Origin of the sequence: Acinetobacter lwoffii (assembly GCF_024129435.1) — a bacterium.
Lineage (GTDB): Bacteria > Pseudomonadota > Gammaproteobacteria > Pseudomonadales > Moraxellaceae > Acinetobacter > Acinetobacter lwoffii_F.
In genome coordinates this window covers 172,933-197,761 of record NZ_JAMXXN010000002.1, presented here as the reverse complement: position 1 = coordinate 197,761, position 24,829 = coordinate 172,933, and the positions used below count along the sequence as shown (strand labels likewise).

Genomic DNA, 24,829 nt, shown 5'->3' with positions numbered 1-24,829 from the left:
GCGTTTTAAATCTTCATGCTTATGACATCGAATAAAATAGTACAACAACCTTATGCCATGTCCTGGATTGTTTTGCTGGCGACCTTAAGTGCACTCGGGCCTTTATCCATTGATATGTATCTTTCGGCCTTACCGGCTATGGCAGCAGATTTTGGTGTCAGTACCCAAATGGTTTCCAATAGCTTGCCGGCTTATTTCTTCGGTCTGGCGATCGGGCAACTGATTTATGGTCCGATCAGTGACCGGGTTGGGCGTAAACCACCGCTGTATTTTGGGTTGTGCTTATACATTGTAGCAAGTTTGCTGTGTGTCTTTGCGCAGGATGAATGGAGCCTGATCGCTGCACGGATTCTGCAAGCCCTCGGTGGTTGTGTTGGCGTGGTCATGGCACGTGCTGCAATTCGTGACCGTCTGGATATGCACTCAGCAGCTCAGGCCTTTGCCAGCATGATGATTGTGACTGCGATTGCACCAATCATCGCCCCGAGTCTGGGGGCCTGGGTATTAATGTTTTATGAATGGAATGTGATCTTCTTGGTGCTGATGGGCTGCGGTCTGTTGAGTCTGGCCTGTGTACATTTTCTATTTAAAGAAACCTTGGAGCCAGAACGCCGTCTCAAGCTGAACTTCCAGCAGGTATTAAGTTTGTACCGTACTATTTTTCAGGATCCAAGCTTTCGACGCCCGCTCTATGCCGGCTGTTTTTCCGGTGCGGTGATGTTCTGTTATATCAGCGCTTCTTCTGCCATTCTGATGGATCGTTATCAACTGACCGAGCAGCAGTTTGCTTACGCCTTTGGTGCCAATGCCTTCGGGATCATGCTGTTTTCGACCTTGAATAAACGTCTGGCTGGGCGTTTCTCGATATTACAGCGCCTGAAAATCGGCACCTGCCTGCAGTTTGCCGGTGTATTAGGGTTAATCTTGCTCGGCTGTCTGGATGTCGATTCTGTGCTCTGGGTGTTGTTAGGCATGTTTATTGTTGTGGCAGCCCTTGGGTTTACTGGTCCGAATGCCATGGCTTTAGCAATGGCTAAACAGGGCGAGCGGGCAGGAACTGCAAGTGCCATTATGGGCAGTATGCAATTTGTCTGTGGTTTATTGAGCGGTGTATTACTGAATTTTCTGATCTGGCATGCTTTACTGAATATGGCATTGATCATGCTGGTTTTTGTCGGTATTTCTGCTTGGGCGATTTTTAAAATCAACATGCCCAGCCTAAAAAATGCATAGATGCTGGCTGCCTCTCAGATAATAAAAATACTGGTCTGGACAGAGGGCTAAGCAAGTTGGCTTAGCCCTGCTTGCATCACTCATCGATAAACACGGCAAATTCTTCTACGGGAACGCGCGGGGTAATAAAGCTGTTAATAATTTGCTCTGGGTCGGCATAACCCAGTGCCATACCGCAGACCAGCTCTTCATCATCGGGTGCGCCGACCAGATCAAGCACGATCGGGTGAAAGTGATTCCAGGCTGCCTGCGGGCAAGTGTCCAGACCGCGGGCTTTTGCTGCCAGCATGACATTCTGGATCATCATGGAAACATCCATTTTGGACCCAATCGCCAAAGACCGATGTACAGTAAAAAATAAGCCGACAGGGGCATCAAATAATTCAAAATTACGCAGCTGCTGACGCGCCATTTTTTCCTTTTCGCCTTTTTGAATATTCAGCAAGCCATATAAACCCCAGCCATTTTCACGACGACGTTCAATAAATGGCGAGATCCATTGTTCAGGATAGTAGGCGAAAGTTTCCTGATACTGCTGTGACAATGCAGGATTTGCATAGATTTGCATTTGTGCCTGACAGACACGTTGCACGAGTTCATCACGCTTTTTACCTGTTACCACATACACCTTCCAGGGTTGGGTATTGGTTCCTGAGGGCGCGCGGCTGGCCACCGTCAAAATCTCTTTTAAGGTGTCTGTACTAACGGGGGTATTTAAAAAAGCACGCACTGAATGGCGAGAAGTGATGGTGTGATCTACAGCATGAACAAGATTTTGATCCATTATGGGGTCCAGTCGAATATCCTTATTGAGTTTGCAATGACTATAAACTAAACAAACAGAACGGGGGATAGGAAAATTTAATTCTTCGCCAGCTGAAAAAACAATTTATCAGCAAAATGACTTGAATAATTAAATTTCGCATTCTTTTAGCTGAGCATAAATCGCCTAAGTGATAGCAATGGATTTAGTCATAAAGTTGGTCTTTGATTTAAAAAATGGCTTAAAACCCAAGTGCTTGAACCATTCAACAATAACAATTTCACACAGAGAACTGGTTTATTTTGACTGAAAATCAAGATAATTTAATTTCAAGATCCCTGTTTCATTTTGTGTCGAGTAAAAGATTAATATTTTTTTTGAATTAAAATATAGATTAATCTTCATATAAAAATGAGAATTTATAATTATTTTTTATAGGTAAATTAACTATTGCTAATAAAAAGAAATAAAACCTGATACGAAGAAACAGCATAATGTACGACTTTTCATCTTAATTCATGCATTTCGTGATTAAGATCTGTTTTAAATAACGCGATTCCAGATGGCTTGAATGAAGTCTTTAGGTTGAAAGCACTCATCAAGCACTGAATGTTTTTTTTGAGCTTAAAACACAGTTTTTTTACCAGCATGCGCATCTGTTTGAAAATTGTCTGCAATTTTACAACAGACTGAGTATCGGAATAGAAAAGGTGTTGCTTTTATAAATCTCTCATTTGTTGAATATGATCGTGATGATGATATTCATAAGTTTGAAAGAGATGATAAATCGGTTTGTTTTTCTAAAGGTGATAGATCAAATCAGGATATTTCCAGATGAACATCTAATGAGCGAGCTAGAAATCTAGCGCACTCCATAACTTTTAGAAAAATAAAAAATTCAAAATCATCTTGGGCAAAAAATTATGGATTTTACTTTTAACGCATTTTATACCTTGATTGCCGCAGTCATTGTTTTGTTACTCGGCCGATTCCTGGTTAATAAAATCGATTTTTTAAGACGTTACAATATTCCTGAGCCGGTTGCGGGCGGTTTGGTTGCGGCGATTATCTCATTGCTGGTGCATTCATTGTGGGGATATAGCATCACCACCAGTGCAGAATTACAAACCAGCTTTATGCTGATTTTCTTTGCTTCGATTGGTCTGAGTGCCAACTTTTCCAAGTTGCGTGAAGGTGGGATCGGTCTGGTTATTTTCCTGTTTGCTGTTTCGGCTTTCATTATTTTGCAAAATGCGGTCGGCATGAGTCTGGCAACATTATTGGGTATTGACCCGTTGATTGGCCTGATTGCAGGCTCAGTTACCTTAACCGGTGGTCATGGTACTGCGGGTGCATGGGGGGAAATTTTTGAAGTTGAACATGGTATTCAGGGGGCGCTGGCACTAGGTATGGCCAGTGCGACTTTTGGATTGATTATCGGCGGTATTATTGGCGGACCTTTAGCCAAGTTGCTGATCAACCGTTATAACCTGGCGACTGCGCGTACCGATCAGCAAATTGAAACGCGTGACAATACGCCAATGGACAGCACCACCAGCGAATATGTACCGTTTGAATATCCGCATCAGGTGCGTTTAATTACCGCTGATAATGCAATCACGACCTTGGGTCTATTTGCAGGCTGTTTGGCTTTTGCAGAGTTTATGACGGGTTTCAGTAAAGGTACTGCATTTGAACTGCCAACATTTGTCTGGGCATTGGCGGGTGGTGTCATCCTGCGTAATGTACTGGAAGGTGTTTTCAAAGTTCAGATTTTCGATCGCGCGATTGATGTGTTCGGTAATGCTTCATTGTCGCTGTACTTGGCGATGGCATTGTTATCATTGAAATTATGGCAATTGGCTGACCTTGCAGGACCATTGATGGTAATTCTGGGTGCACAGACCATCACCATGGCTTTGTATGCCGGTTTTGTAACTTTCCGCATCATGGGTAAAAACTACGATGCTGCGGTACTTGCAGCAGGGCATTGTGGTTTCGGTATGGGCGCAACGCCAACAGCGGTTGCCAATATGCAGGCGATTACCAATATGTATGGTGCGTCGCATAAGGCCTTCCTGATTGTTCCATTATGTGGTGCGTTCTTCGTTGACTTAATCAATGCTACTGTTATTCAGATGATTTTGAAGTTTTTTGCATAATTTTTATGCCTGATACGATGAGTCATAGGCTCATAAGGATGTGACATGAATGATCAGTTAAATGAAACCTTACTCGGCTGGATTAATGCCCTGAATGGCCCTTTATGGGATTTTCTGGTGGTGTTTCTGGTCGCAGTCGGTATTTTCTACACGATCATGACGGGTGCAGTACAAATTCGTTTGTTCTGGCACAGCATGAAAGTCATGAAAAATAGCCGTGGCAAGGTTCAGGATACGCACGGCATTACCCCGTTTCAGGCCTTTGTCACTGGACTGGCAAGCCGGGTCGGGGTGGGCAATGTCGCGGGTGTTGCCATTGCGATTGCAATTGGTGGCCCCGGTGCCGTTTTCTGGATGTGGTTTACTGCCTTTCTGGGCATGAGTTCTGCTTTTGTTGAATCCTCTTTGGCCCAGTTGTTTAAGGTGCGAGATAACAAAAACCAGCAATTCCGTGGTGGACCAGCTTATTACATTACCCAAGGCCTGAAACAGAAATGGCTCGGGATTGTCTTTGCGATTGCATTGATCACGACTTATGGTTTTGTCTTCAATGCAGTTCAGGCCAATGCCATTACCGGAGCGACTTCTCATGCCTGGGGCTGGGATCAGGCGAACCTGATTCTGCCATTAGGCGGCCTGAATCTGGAAATCTCCTGGGTTGGATTGTTTCTGGTCTTTATGACTGCGGTGATCATTTTTGGCGGAATTAAACGGATTGCAAAAGTCGCGGAAAGCTTTGTGCCGTTTATGGCTGTGCTTTATCTGGCTGTGGCTTTGTATATTGCGGTCATCAATTACGATTTGCTCCCATCCATCTTCCAGCTCATTTTCAGTAAAGCCTTTGAGTTTGAAGCCGCCGCTGGTGGTTTCTTTGGTGCCATGGTATCTATGGCCATGATGATGGGCATCAAGCGTGGTCTGTTCTCTAACGAGGCAGGGATGGGTTCGGCACCGAACGCCGCTGCAGCTTCCGATGTCAAACATCCGGTCAACCAGGGTCTGGTACAGATGCTCGGAGTATTTGTAGATACCTTTGTGGTGTGTTCATGTACCGCGATTATTATTCTGGTTTCGGGTCTGTATGAAAATGCAGGCTTTGAAGGCGTGACCTTGACCCAGATGGCACTGGAAAGCCAGATTGGGGCTTGGGGCGATGACTTCCTGGCTTTGATTTTATTCCTGTTCGCCTATTCTTCAATTATTGGTAACTATGCCTATGCCGAAGGAAACGTGCAGTTCATCAATAACAATCGCCGGGTGATGCTGATCTTCCGGATTTTTGTTTTGATCATGGTGTATTTCGGTTCTATCGCCAGTGTGCCATTGATCTGGAATATGGCAGATCTGTTCATGGGCGTGATGGCAAGTATCAACCTGATCGCAATCCTGTTGCTGATGCCCTTCCTGCTGATGTTGCTCAAAGACTATACCGGTCAGTTGAAGCGTGGCGCGAAAGAGCCTGAGTTTAAGCTGGATAATCATCCTAAATTTAAAGATAAAGTCAAATCAGATATCTGGTAAGACTTGAAGTAAAAAGCCCCGATCATTCGGGGCTTTTTTGTGCCAAAGTTTTCTTTAGAAGAAATTTAAATAACTTTGATAAAGCACAAAGCCCAAAATCAGGCTGAACCAGACCGGTAGTTTTGAGCGTAGCAGGGCAATCATCACCGCGACAAAGACCAGGTCGGAACCATAGCTAAAATAGCGTTGTGAAAGATCCAGCAATAAATATAGTAACAAACCCACCACTGCAGCATTGATGCCCATCACCGCCTGATGAATATGGCGCTGCTGCATCAACCACGACCAGTAAGGCAAGGTGGCAAAGATCAAGAAAAATGAAGGTAAAAAGATTGCACAGGTCGCTAACAATGTATTCAGCCAGGCATAAGGCGTCCAAGGCAGCAAAGCACCAATATAACTGGCAAAACTGAATAAAGGTCCCGGCATCAGCTGGGCAAATGCATAGCCAAGATCAAAAGATTGTGCACTGACTAAACCAGTCGTAACAAAGTCCTGATGTAACAAAGGCAGAATTACATGACCGCCACCAAATACCAGCGAGCCAGTCTGATAGAAATTGGAAAAAAATTGCAGCTCCGATTCACCCCATAATTTGCCTGCTAAGGGCAGCAGCAAAAATGGCAAGATAAATGCTAGCAGCCAATAGGGTGCAGCGGCAGATCGAATATATGGCGAGCTGATTGCCGTTTTGTTAATTTCTTTGGGTTTCGAATCTGATTGGGAAAAATATCCAGCCAAGAGTCCACAGATTGCGCCCAGTATAATGACCAGAATCTGGTTAAAACTTACTGAAACGACTATCAGTAATGCGACAGAGAGGATTAAGACAGCGTATTGCCAAACCGTTTTACAGAAGCTTCTCAGCATTTGCCAGAATGCCCAGGCGATTACAGAAAATACAATTAACTGGATGGTATGAAAGCTGTTTGAGTTTAAAATATGAAAATAGCTTTGACCCAAGAGCGCCACCAAGGTCATCAGAATCATTGAGGGCAGGGTAAAACCCAACCATGCGATCACGGCACCAGTATAGCCCCGTTGCAGATAACCGATCGACAGCCCCACCTGACTGCTGCTCGGCCCGGGTAAAAGTTGCGCCAAAGCGACCAGTTGACTGTACTGGGTGTCATTCAACCATTGCAGTTGGGTCACAAATTTTCGGTGAAAAAACACCAGATGCGCCGCTGGACCACCAAATGAAATGCAGCCCAGTTGCAGGAAAATCAGGAAAATCCGATACAGTGAGATTGAAGACATACAGTTATGGGGAAAAATGAAGGTAAAGTAGCTGAACTGTATGACAGTTTTACGAAATTCTACAGACTATTTATGCATGTGTTTATACACTATGCTGCTTTAGATTAATGAGGACATTCTCTGCATGCAGAAATATGTGTTGAGTATGGTGATACTGGGTACATTTGGCCTGAGTGCTTGCCAAACGACCCCCATGACAGCCCAAGCGGCGACCAGTCATCTGCAACCTGCTGCACAACGCGGAGAAGCTCAGGCACGTCCAAATCAAATTGATTTTCAAAAGATCAAGCAAACCCAACAGCGTCCGGTAGTTGCTTTAGTCCTAGGCAGTGGCGGTGCGCGTGGTTATGCGCATATTGGTGCGCTGGAAGTACTGGAACAAGCGGGTATTCAACCAGATTTTATTGTCGGAACCAGTGCGGGCAGTATCGTGGGATCCATTTATGCAAGTGGTAAACCGGCGATTGAACTGCGCAATATTGCCCTCAGCATGCGACCGAATGATGTCCGTGATATCAAACTGGCCAGAAAAGGCTTTTTTGATGGCAAGAAAGTTGAAGACTATGTCAATTTACAGGTCGATCAAACTCCGCTTGAAGCCATGAAAATCCCGATGTTTGTGGTAGCAACTGCGCTGAAAGAAGGCAAGAAAGTCGTCTTTAACTATGGCAATACCGGACAGGCGGTACGTGCTTCAGTCTCGATTCCGAGTATGTTTATTCCGACTATTATTCAAGGTAAAGAATATGTAGATGGTGGTCTGGTCAGTCCGGTGCCGGTCGATGTGGCACGTGAGCTGGGAGCCGATATTGTGATTGCGGTGGATATTCTGGCACAGCCCATTCACACGGAAACCAGCAATGTCTGGGGACTGTTTAATCAGAACATTAATATTATGCAGCAACATCTGGCACATGAAGAATTAAAGCATGCAGATGTGGTGATTCAGCCGGACTTACGCGAAAAAGGCCATATCTTTGATGTACGTGGCAGGGAACTCACCATGCAGGCTGGTGCCGAGGCGACCCAGTTAAAGTTGATGGAAATTTCACAAGCCTACCAAAAACATGATTATGCTCAAGGACATCGTATTCCACAGTTTGTGGTACATGAACATCAAGCTCAATAAATCTTTTTTTGAATTTTCTGTTTATTCCTATATCGTAGGACCGCAGTATAGGGATATTCAATCAAAAGGATAAAGGATCATCGGCTGTAACGCTTAACTGATTGTTATAAAAGATAAGATAATTGCCTATGTGTATCAGTCAATCAGAATTATCGCAAAAGATAAAATTAATTTTAAATATAACAAATTGAATTATAAGTATATTGTTTTAAATAATAAGCCTTATTCGTCCTAAATTAAAATTTTAATATTATTATTCGTATACTTAAGTTGATCAAATATTCAAAAGCATCTGTGTTCATGCCAGAATGCAGTTTGAAAAGATCACTGCACAGATATAGACATCATGACGCATATTAAAATTGGACAGCAGGTCAAACTGGCACAATTCGAACACTATATTTTTACAGTGACCGCGACCCATCAGGATGGTTCTTTTACCGTTGAAACGACCTTGGATGGTCAACAAATTTTAAGTTATCAGAACGTGGCGCAGGAAATGCTCAGACCAGTAATGCTTTAAATCACGAAAAGTCTTTCTATTTTCCTGAATTATTTTTGTTCAGAGCTTAAAACAGTGAAAAATTCTCAGTTGCTGTGTGATCGGCCACAGATAAATAAGTGTTGATTTATTGGCACTTAACTTTCTAACTGAGATTTTAAGCAATTAAATATATTTTTTTCTGTATGAATACATTTTCTATATCAATAATTGTGATGCTTCATTTGCCGAAATGAACATTTTATTCATGTTAAAGACGCTATAATAATAAACGATAACCTTGTCATTCAAAGAGTTCAAAGAAAACGATGGCCCCTTTAGATCAAATTGCAGCAGTGTCGGATGACCAGTCAGAGTTAACGATGTCAGTTCTCATGACGCCAGATATGGCAAATTTTTCAGGAAATGTTCATGGTGGAACCATTCTGAAATTATTGGATCAGGTGGCGTATGCGTGTGCAAGTCGCTATTCGGGTAGTTATGTCGTGACCTTATCTGTAGACAAGGTGAATTTTAAAGAGCCGATTCACGTTGGTGAGCTGGTTACCTTTCTGGCCAGTGTGAATCATGTTGGCCGTACTTCAATGGAAATCGGGATTCGTGTAGAAGCCCAGAATATTCAAAAGAGAACGGTACGTCATACCAATAGCTGTTATTTCACCATGGTTGCGGTGGATGAAAATGGTAAACCAAAACAGATTCCAGCTTTGAACCTGGACAATGACTGGAAACGTTGCCGTTTTGAAGCAGCAGAACAGCGTAAAGTCGCGCGTTTGCAAGAAAATCATCATCCTTCATGCAGCATTTATAAAAAGACTGCACAGAGTTAAGTTAAATCGTGATTGAGAAAAGACCTTCATATGAAGGTCTTTTTTTTGCATCAATTTCAGTTTTTCACTGGAGCTTTGTTATTTTTTACTCTAATATAAAACGATACGTATCGTTTCGATTTTTAGATCTTAAAAGTTAAGTAGAAAAATATGAGCAGTGACGAAAAAAGTTCCCGACGACAGCAGTGCATTTTACAGGCGGTCGCAGATGCGCTGGCAGAATGTGAATATCATCAGCTGACGATTGAAGATGTAGCGGCACGTGCCGGTGTTGGCAAGTCCACGATTTATCGATGGTGGAAACATAAATCGGAACTGGTGCTGGACACTTTCAAACAGCATACAGCTTCGGTATTTGAGCTGGATACCTCTAAAAGCCTGAAAAGCAATCTCATTCAACAACTCGGTTCTTTATCTCAAGCGCTGAATCATCCGGTCGGTCGGGCTTTGCTGGTAGTGATTGCCAATCACCGCGAACTGGCAGGTGAGTTCTTTCAGCAATATCTCTTGCCACGTCGGCAACAGACCCATCAACTGATTCAGCAAGCGATTGAACGGGGAGAAATCCGCGCGGATTATCCTTTTGATTTGATGCTGGATACCTTATACGGCCCGATTCATTACCAGATCACTTTTTTCAACCGGATTCCAGATGAACACTATATCCAGAATCTGGTCGAGTTGGCCTTGCATCCGGTCACTGTTCAAGCCTGAGTTTGTGCTATTTCCCTACAAATTTTAAGAGTTGGTGATTATGTCAGTTAGCGCTGAGCGGTTATGGAATCGCTCATTTATCTTGTGCTTATTCAATAATTTTTTCCTGTTTGTTTATTATTTTGCTTTATTGACCATCTTGCCGATTTACATCATGAAAGATCTGGGCGGTTCGGTAAAAGAAGCGGGTCTGGCGCTGACGCTATTTTTGGCCTCTTCGATTGCGATCCGGCCATTTTCCGGCATGATCATCGAAAAGCTCAGCAAGAAAATCTCGATGCGCGGTGCCGGCGTGATTTTTGCCTTATTTGCCTTTAGTTATTTGCTGGTAGATAGCATGTGGTCGCTGTTGCTGGTGCGTTTTTTACATGGCATCTGGTTCAGTATTTTGACCACGGTGGCAGTACCCGTCGCCAATGAATTTATTCCTGAACAGCGCAAAGGTGAGGGCATGGGTTATTTCGTCATGTCGACCAATCTTGGTGTGGTTTTTGGGCCCTTGCTGGCATTGACCGTAATTCAGTTCACCAGCTTTAAGGTCTTATTTGGCATTCTTGCCATTATCATTTCTTTGGGGCTCATTTTCTGTTGGATGCTCAAAATCACAGAGTTACCAAAACCTGAAGCCATAAGCACAGAGAGAACCAGCTTGAGCTTGCAGGATATTCTGGAAGTCAAAGTTCTGGCGGTAAGTTTCGTGGCGTTGCTAACCGCTTTTGCCTATTCGGGCATCATGGGTTTTATTACTGCATTTAGTGAAACCAAGCAGCTTTTGGCCTATACCAGCGTATTCTTTATTGTCTTTGCAGCGTCTATGTTGCTGGTCAGACCTTGGGTCGGAAAGATTTATGACCGTAAAGGACCAAGTGCAGTTATTTATCCTTCATTTGTTTTCTTTGCTATTGGTCTAGTGATTGTCAGCCTGATTTCCAATCAATGGATATTATGGTTGTCGGCGGTGTTTATTGGGATCGGTTATGGTTCACTATTCCCATGTTTGCAGACCTTGGCCATTCAGTCGGTCGACAAACAGCGTATGGGACATGCGATTTCAACCTTCTTTACCCTGTTTGATCTGGGTTTAGCGATCGGTTCCGTGGCAATGGGAGTATTGATTGCCTATTGGGGCTTTGAAACTACCTATGTTTTGAGTGCCGCACTCGTCATTGTGACGATATTGGTTTATCGTCAGTATGTTGCCAAAAAGCAAAATAAGCGCCCGGCAAGTTTGGAGTTATAAAATGGAATTAAGGCATTTACGTTATTTCGTTACGGTGGCGCAGGAACTGAACTTTACCCGTGCCGCGGAAAAATTAAATACGGTACAGCCTTCATTGAGCCAGCAAATCAAGGATCTGGAACGTGAGGTTGGCGTACAGTTGCTAGAGCGGAATAACCGTAAGGTCGGGCTAACTGAAGCTGGACAGGCGTTTTTAAAAGAAGCTTTACTGAGTCTTGAACATGCAGAGCGCGCCATTCAGACTGCCAGACAGATCGCCAATGCGCAGCAGGACCAGCTGAATATCGGTTTTGTCCCGGTCGCGGAAATGAAAGTCTTTCCTTATATCATGCCGAATATCCGCGCGCATTTTCCTGAACTGAAAGCACAGTTTCACAGTCTGACCGATGCAGAACAGTTTAGTGCTTTAAGAAATGGACAGATTGACATTGCCTTTACCCGTTATCCGGGGCAGTTAAGTGAGTTTGATTCGATCCGCATTTTTGATGAGCCTTTAACCTTGATTGTGCCCAAAGATTCCCCGGCTGCGGCCTTGCCCTATGTCAGTATCAAGAGTTTTGAAAGTCAGGACTTTGTAATTAGTGATGAGCAGCCCTCACCGCAACTGCATAAGCTGATTCAGGATTTTTTTAAACAGTCTAAATTAAAAGTGAATGTGGTGCAGTATTCCACCAATATCCTGCTCAATGTCAATCTGGTGGGAATGGGCGTGGGCTGGAGTCTGGTGCCGGCTTATGTGATTCCACTGCTCGGCGATAATATTGTGGTGAAAAAGACGCTGGAACCGTTGCCGATGATTGGACTGTATGCCAATTATCGCAAGGATCAAAAACATGTGGTGATTGATCTGATTTTAAAAGTATTAAAAGAAAAGTTTTGTGTGGATCTTTTCTAATATCTGCATCGTTGATCAGCCCATCGAAAAAGCAGTGCGACAGAAATGATCTGTAGCACATCCTTTTAAATCGGAACTGCAAATCGCTTTATACTGAACCTCTAACAATAAAAAAACCGGTTGAAGCAGGATGATGAAGCTCTATAACAATCCGCAATCACGTGGCCTGACCTTGTTGCCTTTGCTGAAAGAATTACAAATTGAAGATCAGATTGAGCAGGTGGAGATTGCCTATGAGGATATGCATCAGCAGGCATATACACAGATGAATCCGATGGGAAAAGTTCCCTGTCTGGTAGATCAGGAGATCGTCATTTCAGAAATGGCCGCCATTTTTATTTATCTGGCAGATAAGTACTGTGACCAAGGATTGGCACCTGCTTTGGATGATCCCAAGCGTGGGGTGTATTTAAAATGGATGTTTTTCTGCCATGGGCCGTTAACCGAATATATCGATATAAAAGATTTACAGGTGTCGCCAGAAAATATTGAAAAGAACCGAAGAAGTTTAAGTTTTGGGAATGAAGCAGCCGTATTTGATTTTCTGAAACAGGGCATCGGGCAGGCCAGTCCCTATCTGTTGGGTGAAAAAGTCTCGGCCGCGGATCTCTATGTGGCTTATTGTTTAATCTTCGCCATATCTGCGAAAATTTTACCGAAATTTGATGAGTTCAGACCCTTCCTGCAGCAGATGGCTTGCCGTGATTCCCTGAAAGATATCCCGTGGTTTCAGGAATACCGAGTCTAACTCCTCGGTCTATATATTGTCCGGGATATCTAAAAACAATAAAAAAAACCACGCCGAAGCGTGGTGAAAGGTGACCCTAATATTATTTCAGGTAAAGCTTTTTAAACAGTTGCTGGCTGGTGCTTTCCATCGATTGAGGAATGGCCAGCGCAGCCACGAAACGGTCAGGACGCAGGATCACAACTGAATCAGACGTGTTGCCAAACCACGAGCGGATATCTGTGCCGATATCACCAATGGTGATGACATCTTGATACTCTTTGCGCTGGCTATTTTGCAATTGCACTGCCGGGATCACCTGAATGAATTTCACACCCAGCGATTTCCACTGTTGCAACGTTTGTGGGCTCAGACCCCATTTCGGATCAACACCCCAGGCAATAATCGCAAAATCATTACCGATCACTTTATCCAGTAATACGGTTTCACCCGAAGCCAGCTGAACCTGAGGCTGGATAAACATCTTGCCAACCGGAGAGTTCTTGGTTCCGTTACTCAAAAGTGCGCCGTCATGATATTTCGGCATCGGTTTAAAGCGCATTTCCAGCAGGTACTGTTTGATCGGCTTGATGTAGTTCAGGGCATAGGCAATACCATCACGAACAAAACCTTGCCATTTTTTCGGTGGTGCCAGTACGTGACCTGCCATCACCGACAGGTCAATCATCGCCTTGGCATGGTCTTTACGTTCGATCTGATAAGAATCTAAAAGTGCTGGGCCAGCTTTACCTTGAATAACCAGTGCCATTTTCCAGGCCAGGTTAAAGGCATCACGCATACCGCTGTTATAACCCTGACCTTGCCATATCGGCATAATGTGCGCTGCATCACCGGCAAGTAAAATACGATCGACACGGAATTTGTCGGCAATACGGGCATTATGGGTATAAACACGCTGACGGATCACTTCGATACCATCCGTACTTGGTAAAACCTTGGACAGAAGTTTGGCAATATTTTCCGGTTTGCTGAGTTCTTCCTGTGTTTCACCCGGCATGACCATAAATTCAAAACGGCGGATACCATGTGGCAATGCGGCTGATACATAAGGACGAACCGGATCACAACATAAGTAAATATGCGGTGTAGCAAGCGGGTCGTTCTCAAGGTCGATTACAATCCATTGATTCGGTGCGGTTTCACCTTCAAAGGCAATGCCCAGGTTGCGGCGCACATAAGAATTACCGCCATCACAAGCAATCAGGTATTGAGCGCGGATGGTTTCTGCATCGCCCTCTTTATTTTGCAGGTTAAGTGTTACGCCGTCAGCATCTTGACTAAACTGGGTCAATTGACGAGAAAACAGCACTTGGGTGTTTTTATATTGCTTTAAGCCTTGCAGCAGAACGTTATCGACTTGTGGCTGAATAAAGGCATTACGGCGCGAGAAACCAAACTCACGTGTTAAAGGCTGAATATCTGCAAAACAGCGACCTTTAGGCGTCAAGAAGCGCATCGCATGATTCGGAGTGGTATGCGGTAAGACTTGATCGACTAAACCCAAAGATTGAATGGTACGCAAGGATTCATCATCGATTCCAATCGCACGTGGATAATCAATCAAACTATCCAGTTGTTCGACAATCGTGACAGCTACGCCTTGCTTGCTCAGATAGTTGGCAATGGTTAAGCCTACAGGGCCGGCGCCAAGGATTGCCACTTCAGTAGTGTAATTAGTATTGCTCATAGCGAATGTCCACTCAATCGACTTGCATTTGATGCTATTAAGGGACAGTTAGAAGCCAGAAACAAGTTAGGCGATAGTAGCTTAAGTATATGGATGATATTGGATTGAAATAGGTTGTTTTTAAATAAATAATTGATTTTAATTATAAAAATAATAAAAATTTGATAGCCTGTATTAATTCTATGATCAGTTTTGACTATGGTGATAAATAGATTTTATGCAATAAAAATGCTGAACCAGCATCAAGCATGATTCAGCATAGAATAATATCGGGGGCAGTATAGGACAAAGCCTACTGGAGAATTACTGTCCCTGATATCTTCATTGAAGGATTAAACGAGTTGTTCAATCACTTAACGTGCAGCAGGTTTTGCAGGTGTCGTAGTTTCCGCAGCAGCTTCAGAGGCAGCAGGCTGCTCTGCAGATGCGCCTGCAACAGGAGCATTCGATTCAGGTAATTCCTGGGTAGTCACAATCACTTTTTCTTCTGCAGTGGTGGTTTTCGCATCTGTAGTTTTACTATCAGCAAAACTGGTGGCTGCAGCAGCAGTAAGCGTAGTGGCAAGTAAGATTTGTGCATATTTCATTTTTGGCATCCTTTTATTCATGTCATGTAATCTGCCGAGCTGACCATCACATCAATTCGACAGATGCCCATCCTAAGCACTGAAATTTTACTGAGCAAATCAATTAACAAAAGCGACACGCAGGGAATAACCCTGCAGATACAAAACTGAGAAAGTTGTTTTATTTCTGTTAATTATGCAGAGTTTTATTTAATGAAAGTGTGTATGAATATTTCAAAAATCAAATTTGAAATAAAAGTTAACATAGAAAATTGGTAATTTTGGATCATTCCATTAATTTTTATCTCTGTGATTTTCACGCCGTGTTTGCGAAGAACACGCATTTTAAAGTCACACTGTGCTTTATAATGCAGAGTATTGCTATTTCTATTCAATCTCTTGAGAGTCGATTTTGAAAATTCTGTCAGCGTCGCAGGCTATTCCTGTCCATATCATTTCCGGATTTTTGGGGGCAGGTAAAACCACACTACTCAAACATTTATTACAGCAAAAACCGGAACAGGAAATCTGGGCGGTACTGATGAATGAATTTGGCCAGATTGGGGTAGACCAGCAGTTATTGCCACAAGACCAGGGCTTTGCGGTCAAAGAGCTGTTGGGTGGTTGTCTATGTTGTAGTAGTAGCCAGTTACCCATGCAGATCGCCTTGTCACGGCTGCTGTCAGAGGTGAAACCGGATCGTCTGTTTATCGAACCTACTGGGCTGGGGCACCCGGGACAATTACTGGAACAGCTGACCGAACCGCACTGGCACAGCCATTTAAACATGCAGGCTTTAGTCACTGTGGTAGATGGTTCGCGTTTGCATGACCGGGACTGGACCCAGCAAAACCTGTATGCAGACCAGCTCAAGGCAGCGCATATTGTGGTGATTTCACATACTGACTTGATGACAGCCGCAGATCGCGCAGCGCTCACGCAGCTTCAGGCAGAATATCAACCTTATGCCCAACAGTGGCTGTTCACCGAGCATGGACAACTCGATATCGAACTGATCAAGCAGGACTATCGGGGTTCCGCCCGTCAGATTCAGCCTTTGTTAAAACAGCAACAGATCACCCGTTCAGCAGATACGCCCTTAGTGATTCAGCAAATGCCTTATCATTATGTAGAAAGCGCGCAGGGTTATCAGGTTGCGGGCTGGAAATTGCCAAAACGCTGGCAATTTGATTTTTATGATCTGCTGGATCTGCTCTGTGAACAAAAAGACTGGCTCAGAATCAAGGGAATTTTTAATACGGATCAAGGCTGGAAAAGCTTTAATTTTAATCCTGAGCAGTTTAATTATCAGTCGGCAGATGAAGGCATTGATAACCGGGTAGAAGTGATTTATCAACAGTCACGGGATTGGCTGGCCTTTGAAACTGCCCTGATGCAATGTCGTATGGATCCAGAGAAATAATGGTACTGTTTCTAGTGCGCTGAATGAATTATTGGCCTAAATCTGTTCAGCAAAATAGCGCTAAATCTTATATGCTAGGCGCCAAATTTGAGGATTATGTGATGGCGTTAAAAGCGACGATTTATAAGGTTGATTTGAATATTGCGGACATGGATACGCATCGTTATGCAGACTATCAGCTGACGATGGCGCTGCATCCTTCAGAAACCATTGAACGCTTGATGGTGCGTATTTTGGCCTATGCACGCTATGCCGATGAAGCGCTGGAATTTACCAAGGATCTTTTTGAAACCGATGAACCGGCACTCTGGGAAAAAGATCTGACCGGTCAACTGGTCAAATGGATTGAAGTCGGTAGCCCGGATGAAGATAAAGTCAAAAAGGCCAGTGCGCGTTGCAAGCAGGTCGCAGTTGTCACCTATGGTTCTGCGGTGGATGAATGGTATAAGCGCAGCAGCAAATTAAAAATCTTAAAAAATGTGGAAGTGTGGAAGTTATCTACCGCAACCACCGACGCATTGCCACAGTTATGCGAACGCACCATGCAGTTACAGCTCAATGTGATGGATGGTGAATGGACCTTGATTGGCGATCAGGGCCAGGTGCTGGTGGAGTGGGAACAGTTACAATAAGGCCAAATAAGGATGCAAGTCTGGACTTGTATCTTGTAGCTCAAATTGCGTATATCTGAGGAATAAGAATACGCAGGGTTGCACCATGTACCATGAACTTTATGATTTACTGCTAGCTGTCGCGATTGGCGCAATTATTGGTGCAGAGCGTGAGTATCACAGTAAATCTGCTGGATTGCGTACCATGATTATGGTCAGTCTGAGTTCCTGTTTATTTACCATTATCTCCCTGAAAATAGGCGTGGCCAATCCTGACCGGCTGGCCGCCAATGTCTTGACTGGGCTGGGTTTTCTGGGCGCTGGTGTTATCCTGAAAGATGATAACCGTATTTCTGGAATTACCACCGCGACTACCATCTGGATGACGGCAGCACTCGGCATGGCAGTCGGTGCTGGCTATGAACTCTTAAGTATTTGGGCTACTTTTATTGTCATGGCGGTGCTGGTTCTATTAATGTATGTTCAGCGTGGCATTGAATCTCTGAATCAGGAACGCAGCTATGAAATCGTCTGCCCATTCGATCAGAATGATTCCGATCACTACGAAATGTTATTTAAACGTTATGAGTTAAAAGTGGTGCATTCCTCACAAAAAAAAATTGATCAACAGATTGTCGGACGCTGGATTCTGATGGGATCGGCCAAGAATCATCAAGAATTAACCCAGTATTTACTCAATGATAAGAATATTCAGGAACTCAGCTTTTAACCCATCAATGTCCCAAGCTTAAAAAAACAGAGCAATCCAGTTTATACTGAGCTTTGAATTTTATGCTCCTCTCAGGTAAATAACCATGATCAACGAACTTGAAATTATTGATTTAAAAGTAGGCGAAGGTAAAGAAGCGGTAAAAGGTGCCTTAATTACCACGCACTATACCGGCTGGCTGGAAGATGGAACCAAGTTTGATTCTTCTATTGACCGTGGTAATTATTTTGAAACTGTCATTGGTACCGGTCGTGTGATCAAAGGTTGGGATCAGGGGATTCTGGGAATGAAAGTTGGTGGCAAGCGTAAACTGATGGTGCCTGCACATTTGGCCTATGGCGAACGTAAAATGGGTAAAGTCATTCCAGCCAATTCCAACCTGATTTTTGAAATTGAACTGTTTGATGTAAAAACACGTGATTAAAATCATTTAACTTGCTGAATATAAAATATATTTTTTATTCAAAAATGTATGAAGGTTCTGGTACAGTCGCTTCAAAATAGACTGTGCCGGAGACGCTACAAAAAACATCTAAAAAGATTTGAAATCAAAAATATTCCTTGTAGATTATAAGAATAATAAAGAGTTATTTTGAGATATAACGTATTTGCATAACTTGATAAGGAATGTCTGTTTTTTCGTATTTGTCTGTGCCTTGAGCTGGATGACTTGCATCATAAGTTCAGCAATCGCTCAGGATGAACTCCCTTCGCCGTCATTTCAGCAGCAATCTCACGACCATATTACTGAAGTTCATTTTACCGAACATAGCACTAGTGCCTTGCAGGGAAAATGGCTGTTTTATCCGAGTCAGTTTATTGTTCAGCCCAGCCCCGTACTCCAGTCAAAAACAGTTGAATTGCCAGCCTCTTTTAAAACTCTAGCGGGTTCAAACTCTGGCTACGGTACCTTTATTGGCTATTTTAAAATTCCGAAAGAATTTCTCGGGCGACGCATCGCGATTCGGATTCCAACCCAATACGGCGCCTATCGGATATATGTCAATGGACAGTTTATTGTCCGTCTCGGGGAAATCAGTACCACACCTGACAAACAGGTGACTGAGAAAGCACCGCGTATTGGCTATTTTGTTCCAGACACTGAGTATATTACCTTAAGCATTCAGGCTTCCAATTATACCCACTTGCATGGCGGTCTCGAACGACCAATGCAGATCGGCGTTGCAGCTACCATCAATCGCCAATTCCAGCAGCTCATGATGAGTATTGCCATGGTGTGCGGCGCGGTACTTGGGGTGGGGGTGTTTACCATTCTATTTTCGATATTCCGGGGATCACGAGAACGTAACAGTAAAAGTATCTTTGTTTTTGGCTGGTTTATTGTCTTTTTGGCCCTGCATAATCTGTTTTCTGCACCTTATGCCTATTCGGTATTTACCAATATTAATTGGCTGTGGGGAACCCGCTTAGAGTATTTGTTTACTTTTATTGCTGCCTTCTTTTTTCTCAGTTATATGCATCTTTTTAACCGACGTTATCTAAATCCGGTGATTTATTATATCGCTGTGGCATTACTGGTTTTTAACATTACTTTCACCCTATTTTCACCTCCTGAGATATTTGAACGAGTAGCCCTATTTAGTGCGATTTTCGCCTTGGTCATCATCGGTAATTTTATTTATGGCTTTTATCAGACCCTACGTTATAAAGAGCATTATTCGCGTTTAAATCTGATTGCAATTATTTTCCTTTGTGTCACTTTTTTGAATGATTATCTGTTGCTGATCAATGTAATTAAAACCACGCATCTGTTCTTTATCTCAACCAGTATCTATGCCTTATTAATCATGTTTCAGCAGTCCAGACATTATGCACATCAAACTTATGAGACTGAACAGCTAAACCTGAACCTGATCGCACTCAATAATTCGCTCGATCAAAAAGTCAAAGAGCGTACCCAGCAGCTGCGTGAAGTGAATGCCAAACTGGAACAGCAGATGAATATTGATGCACTGACCGGAGCTTTTAACCGGCGTGCCTTAAATCATGAAATCCAGCAGCAGTTTATACAGACCCAACAACAGCCGCAACATACCTTGATTTTTGCCATGCTCGATGTCGATTTTTTTAAAAATTATAATGACTACTATGGCCACTTAAAAGGCGATGAAATCCTGAAAAATCTGGTCAGGATTATTCAAGGCACTTTGCCACCGTCTGGCTATCTGGCACGTTATGGTGGTGAAGAGTTTGCGATTCTGCTCACTGGAATGCCGGTTCAAACTGCCCTTAAAAATCTGGAAAATGTGTTAAACCAGATTCGGGAACAGCGTATGCAACATCTGAATCGGCCAGATGAAAAAGATTATGTTACGGTTAGTATGGGCGCGGCCTGGGTTGAACAAAAACATGGCTATGCAGATATTCATGAATTGATGAAAGCGGCAGATGTGCAGCTCTACGCCGCCAAACAGGCCGGACGTGATCAGTTAAAAATTGAAAAAGAGGCCGATTAAAAAACATATTTATACAGATAACGCGATTCATCTTCTGGCTCGGCAGAATGGGGATGAAAGCCGCAGTGTTGATAATAACTTAACGCAGTTTGAGTAGACTGTATTTCAATCTGATGAATTTTTTTCTTTAATAAAGCGCGATGCATTTGTTGAAATAACTCGGTGCCAAATCCCAGTCTTTGGCAGTGTTGGGCCACATAATGCATCCGGATTTCTCCAGTATCACTGACCAATAAGAACCCGACGACCTTGTCATAGATGAGATAAACCCAGCAATCGTTATACAGCATATCGACAATCAGGCTGGCATGATCAAATTTTTCTAGCCAGGTTTGAATTTTGCTTTCTTCACGCTGATGATCCAGTACACAGGACTGAATGCTGTCATGAATGACCTGAATAATTTGAGGTATATCTTCGACCTTCCCTTCACGAATCATAATATTATTCATTTTCTCGAACATTTATAGGGAAGGTTTATTGGATAAAAAAGAAGAGGGTAAAAAACAGAACAATATTGTAGTTTTTTGAGAATCTTTGCTGTGATTTATCAATGTGAAGATCGGTTCTGTTGCTGATTTGTTCTGTTTGTTTATCTCAAGTTCTTCAATCTCATTACAGCGTTAAAAATAAAAAATCAAAGCAAATCCATTTTTAAATAAATCGAAGTTTGAATCTGGGCACAAATGAGCAAGCAGAGGAGATAAATAGTAAAAATATGCCTCAAGTTTGCACTGTATAAAAAATAGACGTATGCTGAGTCAAAAGGGACTATTCAAATGAATCTTGATCCTATAACCATAAAAATAAAATTAGTCATATGAGATCATCAACCATGCTGAAATTACTGCTCTTGTTATGTGTTTTATTCATGTTGAATGCTGCCTGGATCGTAGGCAGAAAGATCTATAAAGCTCAGCGCCATCTGGTGTGTCAGCGTCCAGAAAAACCAGCACAGATTTCTAGCATGACAGAACAAGAGGTCATCGAGCAAGAGCAGCAAGTACATCTGGTGGATGCTTATGAACTGGAACTGTTTGACGATGTGGCACAGCTATTCTTTCAACGGCAGGTGCATATTGAGAATCGGGCACAGGCCGAACAGTTACAGCAAGAACTATTACAAAAAATGCCGATGCACAGTGGTACCCAGGTTCGTCAGATGGATTTAGGCGAATGGTCTATTTTCTGGAATTTTTATGATCAGTCACTGGAATATTATGTCGGTCGCTATGGCGTATTCTATGCACATGTCGACCGTTTTGGAGAAGAGCACCGGCATGAAATTCGTAGGGAACTTTTGCATTCTGACTGTGCTTAGAACACCACTTTCAGTCATTTTCTACGATTGAAGATCTCAGACTACGTACTTAAGCCATTGCAATTCAGAAAAGGTATCTCATGCCTTAGCTCAGATTTTTTCTGCCGCTTGGCGGAAATAGCCCATATAATTTATCTCCTTCAAGCCATAATCTTGCGCTAGAAAAACCTCAAGACTCGTGAATCCTATTCTTGAAATAGTCATTTAAAATGTACGAAGTCTGGCGAACAATGATCCGGACTAAAAAGGCAGGAGCGCTATGATCATTGATTTTCATCAAGCACAATTACAGAAGTTTATTGCACTGGCGATGAAGATCGAAGCTGAGCCTGAACTGTATTTGCAGTTTGATTCGGTCTCGGATTTTTATAAGGCTGACTGGTTACAGGCTTTCCCGGCTGTTACAGAATACTCTGTTTCCGGTCTGGACGATGGTGCCGATGAGTTTCATGCCGTGATTTATTATGGCGAAGCGCAGCTACAGATCAGCTGTGGACAGGCACAGCTTTCAGTAAAACTATGTTGCAAACATTGACCGGATTGCCGGTATTTCCCGATAAAAGAATAATGACATCCGCTATAAAGTTGATATAAATTGCAGAGTCATCTCTGTATCTGATTTTTATTCGCATCAGCCGAGAGTGGCATAGGCGAATATCGTAATAAAAATAAGGAAAAAATAGCATGGCACATCAGTTCACCGTGAAAGCAATTATCAATGGCGTGTCTATTGATGAATTTAAGCGTTTGGCCAATGATATTCGTTTGCATGAGGCAGTTTGCCATCGAATTCCTGCGCAAAACTTGGAAATCCTGGTTTCGGAAAAGCAGGGGCATATGTATACCCTGAAACGCGCTTATAATCTGGATGTTAATATTCCTGATATCGCAAAAAAATTACTCAAAGATGCATTCCGTTTGCAGCGTACCGATGTTAGCGATCTGAATGAAATGACTTCGACGGTACAACTCGGTGCGAACTTGCCGATCGAGGCCATCTGTCAGCGTGCAGTCACTGGAGATGAAGACCAGATCCAGTTCCAGTTAAACTGGACAGTCAAAGTCAAAGTGCCTTTGCTGGGTGGCATGCTAGAAAAGCATGCTGAAGGTGAGATTCGTAAATTTAGTGAAATTGAACTCAGCATCGTCGAAGATGAATTGCGTAAAGGTCTCACCGCTTGAAGCAATCAAATACTGTGATTGACCTAATTTAAAAACTGGTCAGGTTAGACGCAGGGTAGTGGTAGCTGATTGGGCGGTAGATCGCTATTTTCAGGGTACTGCCACTATCCAAAAAACTTTTTAAGTGCTGATAAAGTTTGCCGTTACATTAATGCTGATGGCCAGAATGGTGGTATTGAATCCGTAAGCCAAAAGCAAATGTAGGGTATTTAAAACCCGCATGGATTGGCAAGTAATGGATACATCTGCAGTTTGCGCAGAAGTCCCGATGATATAACTAAAATATAGAAAGTCTGGATAAGTCGGTCTGGTGGTATTGGGGAAATCCAGTCCACCTTGTTGCTGTTTGTCGAGCGCCAAATAAAAGTCATGTGCATAATGAATTGCAAAAATCGTATGCATCAAGAACCAGGCTGAAATAATGGTCAGAACTGACAAGATTAAATGACCGGTTCGGATGGTAGTATCTTTAGGTAAGTGATTAATTTCAATAATAATCGCTATAAAACACATGATGAGGGTGGTGATCACCAGAAACAGAATGATCCATTTGCTGGCATCCTGTTGCATGGCGCGTTGCAGGATATGAGCATGATCAATACGCCAGAGTTTTTTATGGTCAATAATAAATAAGCGTAAATTGCGATATTCCAGCTGATCAACAGGGAGTTTGACCAGCTCAAAGGGGTGAGGGCTTGTAAAACCAGATAAAATCCAACGATTGCTGGGAAAATAATAAAGAAATACAGACGGGATTGAAGTGCCGTTTTTATAGACTGAAGAAACTACATCATGTCATTTATATTTATTTTGCTGACTTCTCAAGATCCTAGCACAGAACCGTTTGCAATAAAGAAGATTGCAACGGTCTGAGTTATTTCCTCTACGACATTTCATCCTAAAGGTGTCGAACTGATTCGAGTTGAGTCATTTGACTGCGCGGATCGCGTAGCAGGCGTGATTATCTCAATAGATTTTTTCTGAACTGATGTTTAAACGGATTGAGCGGGTTGTTGGATTGCAGTGCCATAAGCAAAGACTTCCACCATGCCACCTTGCATACCGAGTTCAGTCGTGCTGAGCCGAATGCCCATAATCTGAGTCGCACCAATTTTTTCGGCTTCCAGTTTTAAACGTACAATCGCTTCACGTCGTGCGCGTTCTACTACACTTTCATAGCTGGTCAGACGGCCACCCAGCATATTCTGCACATTGGCAATCGCATATTTAAAATAATCATGGGAAATGACCACATTGCTGCTGATCATCTGTCCGGAATATTCAGACACAACGAAGCGGCTATTGTTCACCCGGATATAGGCCAGACGTTGTTCCTGTTCATCCAGATAACGAAAATGTTTACCTTCGTTATAACGTCCAAAACCGAAACCAACACTAAACAGAATGGCAAAAATGATGATCTGGAGAATTAAACCATCCATGCTTTAATCTGCCTGCGGAAAAGGGTCGGGCAATTTCGGCATGATCGGATCAACGACTACGGCTGTCCCATAAACAAAGAGTTCAGAAGCACCTTGGGCGATATTAGAGGTCGAGAAACGAATGCCGACAATCGCATTGGCACCCATACTACGGGCTTTTTCAATCATGCGGTTCATGGCTTCCTGACGGGATTCTTCCAGCAGTTCGGTATAGGCGGTAAGCTCACCACCGACAATATTTTTCAGGCCGGCCAATAAGTCACGTCCGACATGTTTGCTGCGTACGGTACTGCCATACACCACATCAATTTGCTGGCGAATGGTATGTCCCGGTACAGATTCCAGATTGCTAAGTAACATGTGCATGTTTTCTAAATAAATTGCTGGACTATG

25 protein-coding genes and 1 pseudogene are annotated in these 24,829 nt (G+C 43.1%); 18 read left to right on the top strand and 8 right to left on the bottom strand.

Annotation, left to right across the window (positions count from 1 at the left end; translation table 11 throughout):
• Nucleotides 1-15: 15 nt before the first annotated feature.
• Complete coding sequence (locus tag NI455_RS02275; protein WP_253112187.1) at nucleotides 16-1,233, top strand: multidrug effflux MFS transporter; 1,218 nt, start codon at nucleotides 16-18, stop codon at nucleotides 1,231-1,233.
• 76 nt (nucleotides 1,234-1,309) lie between these two features.
• On the opposite strand, the gene NI455_RS02270 is transcribed toward NI455_RS02275, so the two are convergent.
• The gene (locus tag NI455_RS02270) at nucleotides 1,310-2,017 is read right to left on the bottom strand and encodes a nitroreductase (RefSeq protein ID WP_184412400.1); all 708 of its coding nucleotides are present in this window, start codon (nucleotides 2,015-2,017) and stop codon (nucleotides 1,310-1,312) included.
• A 902-nt stretch (nucleotides 2,018-2,919) separates the two neighbouring features.
• Here NI455_RS02270 and gltS point away from each other — a divergent pair.
• Together gltS and NI455_RS02260 are read left to right on the top strand one after the other, a co-directional pair.
• Entirely contained in the window at nucleotides 2,920-4,158 is a 1,239-nt protein-coding gene (gltS, locus tag NI455_RS02265; RefSeq protein ID WP_004731964.1) for a sodium/glutamate symporter, read from the top strand.
• Nucleotides 4,159-4,203: 45 nt separating this feature from the next.
• Nucleotides 4,204-5,679, top strand: coding sequence for an alanine/glycine:cation symporter family protein (locus tag NI455_RS02260; protein ID WP_253112185.1), 1,476 nt, complete (start codon nucleotides 4,204-4,206; stop codon nucleotides 5,677-5,679).
• Between the two features lie 54 nt (nucleotides 5,680-5,733).
• Here NI455_RS02260 and chrA read toward each other — a convergent pair whose 3' ends face one another.
• Entirely contained in the window at nucleotides 5,734-6,939 is a 1,206-nt protein-coding gene (gene chrA / locus NI455_RS02255; RefSeq protein WP_253112183.1) for a chromate efflux transporter, read from the bottom strand.
• Nucleotides 6,940-7,063: 124 nt separating this feature from the next.
• Here chrA and NI455_RS02250 point away from each other — a divergent pair, with 124 nt between their 5' ends.
• The 7 genes from NI455_RS02250 to NI455_RS02220 all read left to right on the top strand — a co-directional run bounded on the left by NI455_RS02250 (nucleotide 7,064) and on the right by NI455_RS02220 (nucleotide 12,997).
• The gene (locus tag NI455_RS02250) at nucleotides 7,064-8,068 is read left to right on the top strand and encodes a patatin-like phospholipase family protein (protein WP_004645821.1); all 1,005 of its coding nucleotides are present in this window, start codon (nucleotides 7,064-7,066) and stop codon (nucleotides 8,066-8,068) included.
• A 346-nt stretch (nucleotides 8,069-8,414) separates the two neighbouring features.
• Nucleotides 8,415-8,591: a hypothetical protein gene (locus tag NI455_RS02245; protein ID WP_005265927.1), complete on the top strand. Its 177-nt coding sequence runs from the start codon at nucleotides 8,415-8,417 to the stop codon at nucleotides 8,589-8,591.
• 287 nt (nucleotides 8,592-8,878) lie between these two features.
• Nucleotides 8,879-9,400: an acyl-CoA thioesterase gene (locus NI455_RS02240; protein WP_004280680.1), complete on the top strand. Its 522-nt coding sequence runs from the start codon at nucleotides 8,879-8,881 to the stop codon at nucleotides 9,398-9,400.
• Nucleotides 9,401-9,550: 150 nt separating this feature from the next.
• Complete coding sequence (locus NI455_RS02235) at nucleotides 9,551-10,114, top strand: TetR/AcrR family transcriptional regulator (protein ID WP_253112181.1); 564 nt, start codon at nucleotides 9,551-9,553, stop codon at nucleotides 10,112-10,114.
• A 40-nt stretch (nucleotides 10,115-10,154) separates the two neighbouring features.
• A complete protein-coding gene (locus NI455_RS02230) occupies nucleotides 10,155-11,354 on the top strand; it encodes an MFS transporter (protein WP_253112179.1) in 1,200 nt (399 codons plus the stop codon).
• Nucleotide 11,355: 1 nt separating this feature from the next.
• Nucleotides 11,356-12,249, top strand: coding sequence for a LysR substrate-binding domain-containing protein (locus NI455_RS02225; protein ID WP_253112177.1), 894 nt, complete (start codon nucleotides 11,356-11,358; stop codon nucleotides 12,247-12,249).
• Nucleotides 12,250-12,382: 133 nt separating this feature from the next.
• Nucleotides 12,383-12,997 (top strand): glutathione S-transferase family protein, encoded by a 615-nt coding sequence (locus tag NI455_RS02220; protein ID WP_253112224.1) that lies wholly within the window; start codon nucleotides 12,383-12,385, stop codon nucleotides 12,995-12,997.
• Nucleotides 12,998-13,079: 82 nt separating this feature from the next.
• On the opposite strand, the gene NI455_RS02215 is transcribed toward NI455_RS02220, so the two are convergent.
• Together NI455_RS02215 and NI455_RS02210 are read right to left on the bottom strand one after the other, a co-directional pair.
• Nucleotides 13,080-14,684: a bifunctional 3-(3-hydroxy-phenyl)propionate/3-hydroxycinnamic acid hydroxylase gene (locus NI455_RS02215; protein WP_253112175.1), complete on the bottom strand. Its 1,605-nt coding sequence runs from the start codon at nucleotides 14,682-14,684 to the stop codon at nucleotides 13,080-13,082.
• Nucleotides 14,685-15,037: 353 nt separating this feature from the next.
• Entirely contained in the window at nucleotides 15,038-15,271 is a 234-nt protein-coding gene (locus NI455_RS02210; protein WP_004645811.1) for a hypothetical protein, read from the bottom strand.
• Nucleotides 15,272-15,662: 391 nt separating this feature from the next.
• On the opposite strand from NI455_RS02210, the gene NI455_RS02205 reads away from it, so the two are divergent.
• From NI455_RS02205 to NI455_RS02185, 5 genes are all read left to right on the top strand, one after another.
• Nucleotides 15,663-16,673 carry a CobW family GTP-binding protein gene (locus tag NI455_RS02205; protein ID WP_253112173.1) on the top strand — a complete coding sequence of 337 codons (1,011 nt, stop codon included), beginning with the start codon at nucleotides 15,663-15,665 and terminating at the stop codon, nucleotides 16,671-16,673.
• A 101-nt stretch (nucleotides 16,674-16,774) separates the two neighbouring features.
• The gene (locus tag NI455_RS02200) at nucleotides 16,775-17,305 is read left to right on the top strand and encodes a YaeQ family protein (RefSeq protein ID WP_044108573.1); all 531 of its coding nucleotides are present in this window, start codon (nucleotides 16,775-16,777) and stop codon (nucleotides 17,303-17,305) included.
• 85 nt (nucleotides 17,306-17,390) lie between these two features.
• The gene (locus NI455_RS02195; RefSeq protein ID WP_004731934.1) at nucleotides 17,391-18,014 is read left to right on the top strand and encodes an MgtC/SapB family protein; all 624 of its coding nucleotides are present in this window, start codon (nucleotides 17,391-17,393) and stop codon (nucleotides 18,012-18,014) included.
• An 85-nt stretch (nucleotides 18,015-18,099) separates the two neighbouring features.
• Nucleotides 18,100-18,438, top strand: coding sequence for an FKBP-type peptidyl-prolyl cis-trans isomerase (locus tag NI455_RS02190; RefSeq protein WP_004280661.1), 339 nt, complete (start codon nucleotides 18,100-18,102; stop codon nucleotides 18,436-18,438).
• 241 nt (nucleotides 18,439-18,679) lie between these two features.
• Nucleotides 18,680-20,491, top strand: coding sequence for a sensor domain-containing diguanylate cyclase (locus tag NI455_RS02185; RefSeq protein ID WP_253112171.1), 1,812 nt, complete (start codon nucleotides 18,680-18,682; stop codon nucleotides 20,489-20,491).
• On the opposite strand, the gene NI455_RS02180 is transcribed toward NI455_RS02185, so the two are convergent.
• Nucleotides 20,488-20,955 carry a GNAT family N-acetyltransferase gene (locus NI455_RS02180; RefSeq protein WP_086044556.1) on the bottom strand — a complete coding sequence of 156 codons (468 nt, stop codon included), beginning with the start codon at nucleotides 20,953-20,955 and terminating at the stop codon, nucleotides 20,488-20,490. The two genes, NI455_RS02185 and NI455_RS02180, sit on opposite strands and share 4 nt — an antisense overlap.
• Before the next feature lie 371 nt (nucleotides 20,956-21,326).
• Here NI455_RS02180 and NI455_RS02175 point away from each other — a divergent pair, with 371 nt between their 5' ends.
• The 3 genes from NI455_RS02175 (at nucleotide 21,327) to NI455_RS02165 (ending at nucleotide 22,994) form a co-directional block, all read left to right on the top strand.
• Nucleotides 21,327-21,812: a hypothetical protein gene (locus NI455_RS02175; RefSeq protein ID WP_253112169.1), complete on the top strand. Its 486-nt coding sequence runs from the start codon at nucleotides 21,327-21,329 to the stop codon at nucleotides 21,810-21,812.
• Between the two features lie 259 nt (nucleotides 21,813-22,071).
• A complete protein-coding gene (locus tag NI455_RS02170; protein ID WP_243474427.1) occupies nucleotides 22,072-22,347 on the top strand; it encodes a hypothetical protein in 276 nt (91 codons plus the stop codon).
• A 149-nt stretch (nucleotides 22,348-22,496) separates the two neighbouring features.
• Nucleotides 22,497-22,994: a DUF2505 family protein gene (locus NI455_RS02165; protein ID WP_004280652.1), complete on the top strand. Its 498-nt coding sequence runs from the start codon at nucleotides 22,497-22,499 to the stop codon at nucleotides 22,992-22,994.
• A gap of 120 nt (nucleotides 22,995-23,114) precedes the next feature.
• Here the strand turns inward: NI455_RS02165 and NI455_RS02160 are convergent.
• From NI455_RS02160 to NI455_RS02150, 3 genes and pseudogenes are all read right to left on the bottom strand, one after another.
• Nucleotides 23,115-23,767, bottom strand: a pseudogene (locus tag NI455_RS02160) (DUF1345 domain-containing protein).
• A 219-nt stretch (nucleotides 23,768-23,986) separates the two neighbouring features.
• The gene (locus NI455_RS02155; protein WP_004731922.1) at nucleotides 23,987-24,436 is read right to left on the bottom strand and encodes a YbjQ family protein; all 450 of its coding nucleotides are present in this window, start codon (nucleotides 24,434-24,436) and stop codon (nucleotides 23,987-23,989) included.
• Nucleotides 24,437-24,439: 3 nt separating this feature from the next.
• On the bottom strand, nucleotides 24,440-24,796 hold the full coding sequence (locus tag NI455_RS02150; RefSeq protein WP_005104015.1) for a YbjQ family protein: 357 nt from the start codon (nucleotides 24,794-24,796) through the stop codon (nucleotides 24,440-24,442).
• Between the last annotated feature and the right edge of the window lie 33 nt (nucleotides 24,797-24,829).

Excerpts from the sequence above, each read along its gene's own strand:
- NI455_RS02275 (WP_253112187.1), top strand. The coding sequence starts at position 16 with ATGCTTATGACATCGAATAAAATAGTACAACAACCTTATGCCATGTCC.
- NI455_RS02270 (WP_184412400.1), bottom strand. The coding sequence starts at position 2,017 with ATGGATCAAAATCTTGTTCATGCTGTAGATCACACCATCACTTCTCGC.
- gltS (WP_004731964.1), top strand. The coding sequence starts at position 2,920 with ATGGATTTTACTTTTAACGCATTTTATACCTTGATTGCCGCAGTCATT.
- NI455_RS02260 (WP_253112185.1), top strand. The coding sequence starts at position 4,204 with ATGAATGATCAGTTAAATGAAACCTTACTCGGCTGGATTAATGCCCTG.
- chrA (WP_253112183.1), bottom strand. The coding sequence starts at position 6,939 with ATGTCTTCAATCTCACTGTATCGGATTTTCCTGATTTTCCTGCAACTG.
- NI455_RS02250 (WP_004645821.1), top strand. The coding sequence starts at position 7,064 with ATGCAGAAATATGTGTTGAGTATGGTGATACTGGGTACATTTGGCCTG.
- NI455_RS02245 (WP_005265927.1), top strand. The coding sequence starts at position 8,415 with ATGACGCATATTAAAATTGGACAGCAGGTCAAACTGGCACAATTCGAA.
- NI455_RS02240 (WP_004280680.1), top strand. The coding sequence starts at position 8,879 with ATGGCCCCTTTAGATCAAATTGCAGCAGTGTCGGATGACCAGTCAGAG.
- NI455_RS02235 (WP_253112181.1), top strand. The coding sequence starts at position 9,551 with ATGAGCAGTGACGAAAAAAGTTCCCGACGACAGCAGTGCATTTTACAG.
- NI455_RS02230 (WP_253112179.1), top strand. The coding sequence starts at position 10,155 with ATGTCAGTTAGCGCTGAGCGGTTATGGAATCGCTCATTTATCTTGTGC.
- NI455_RS02225 (WP_253112177.1), top strand. The coding sequence starts at position 11,356 with ATGGAATTAAGGCATTTACGTTATTTCGTTACGGTGGCGCAGGAACTG.
- NI455_RS02220 (WP_253112224.1), top strand. The coding sequence starts at position 12,383 with ATGAAGCTCTATAACAATCCGCAATCACGTGGCCTGACCTTGTTGCCT.
- NI455_RS02215 (WP_253112175.1), bottom strand. The coding sequence starts at position 14,684 with ATGAGCAATACTAATTACACTACTGAAGTGGCAATCCTTGGCGCCGGC.
- NI455_RS02210 (WP_004645811.1), bottom strand. The coding sequence starts at position 15,271 with ATGAAATATGCACAAATCTTACTTGCCACTACGCTTACTGCTGCTGCA.
- NI455_RS02200 (WP_044108573.1), top strand. The coding sequence starts at position 16,775 with ATGGCGTTAAAAGCGACGATTTATAAGGTTGATTTGAATATTGCGGAC.
- NI455_RS02195 (WP_004731934.1), top strand. The coding sequence starts at position 17,391 with ATGTACCATGAACTTTATGATTTACTGCTAGCTGTCGCGATTGGCGCA.
- NI455_RS02190 (WP_004280661.1), top strand. The coding sequence starts at position 18,100 with ATGATCAACGAACTTGAAATTATTGATTTAAAAGTAGGCGAAGGTAAA.
- NI455_RS02185 (WP_253112171.1), top strand. The coding sequence starts at position 18,680 with ATGACTTGCATCATAAGTTCAGCAATCGCTCAGGATGAACTCCCTTCG.
- NI455_RS02180 (WP_086044556.1), bottom strand. The coding sequence starts at position 20,955 with ATGTTCGAGAAAATGAATAATATTATGATTCGTGAAGGGAAGGTCGAA.
- NI455_RS02175 (WP_253112169.1), top strand. The coding sequence starts at position 21,327 with ATGCTGAAATTACTGCTCTTGTTATGTGTTTTATTCATGTTGAATGCT.
- NI455_RS02170 (WP_243474427.1), top strand. The coding sequence starts at position 22,072 with ATGATCATTGATTTTCATCAAGCACAATTACAGAAGTTTATTGCACTG.
- NI455_RS02165 (WP_004280652.1), top strand. The coding sequence starts at position 22,497 with ATGGCACATCAGTTCACCGTGAAAGCAATTATCAATGGCGTGTCTATT.
- NI455_RS02155 (WP_004731922.1), bottom strand. The coding sequence starts at position 24,436 with ATGGATGGTTTAATTCTCCAGATCATCATTTTTGCCATTCTGTTTAGT.
- NI455_RS02150 (WP_005104015.1), bottom strand. The coding sequence starts at position 24,796 with ATGTTACTTAGCAATCTGGAATCTGTACCGGGACATACCATTCGCCAG.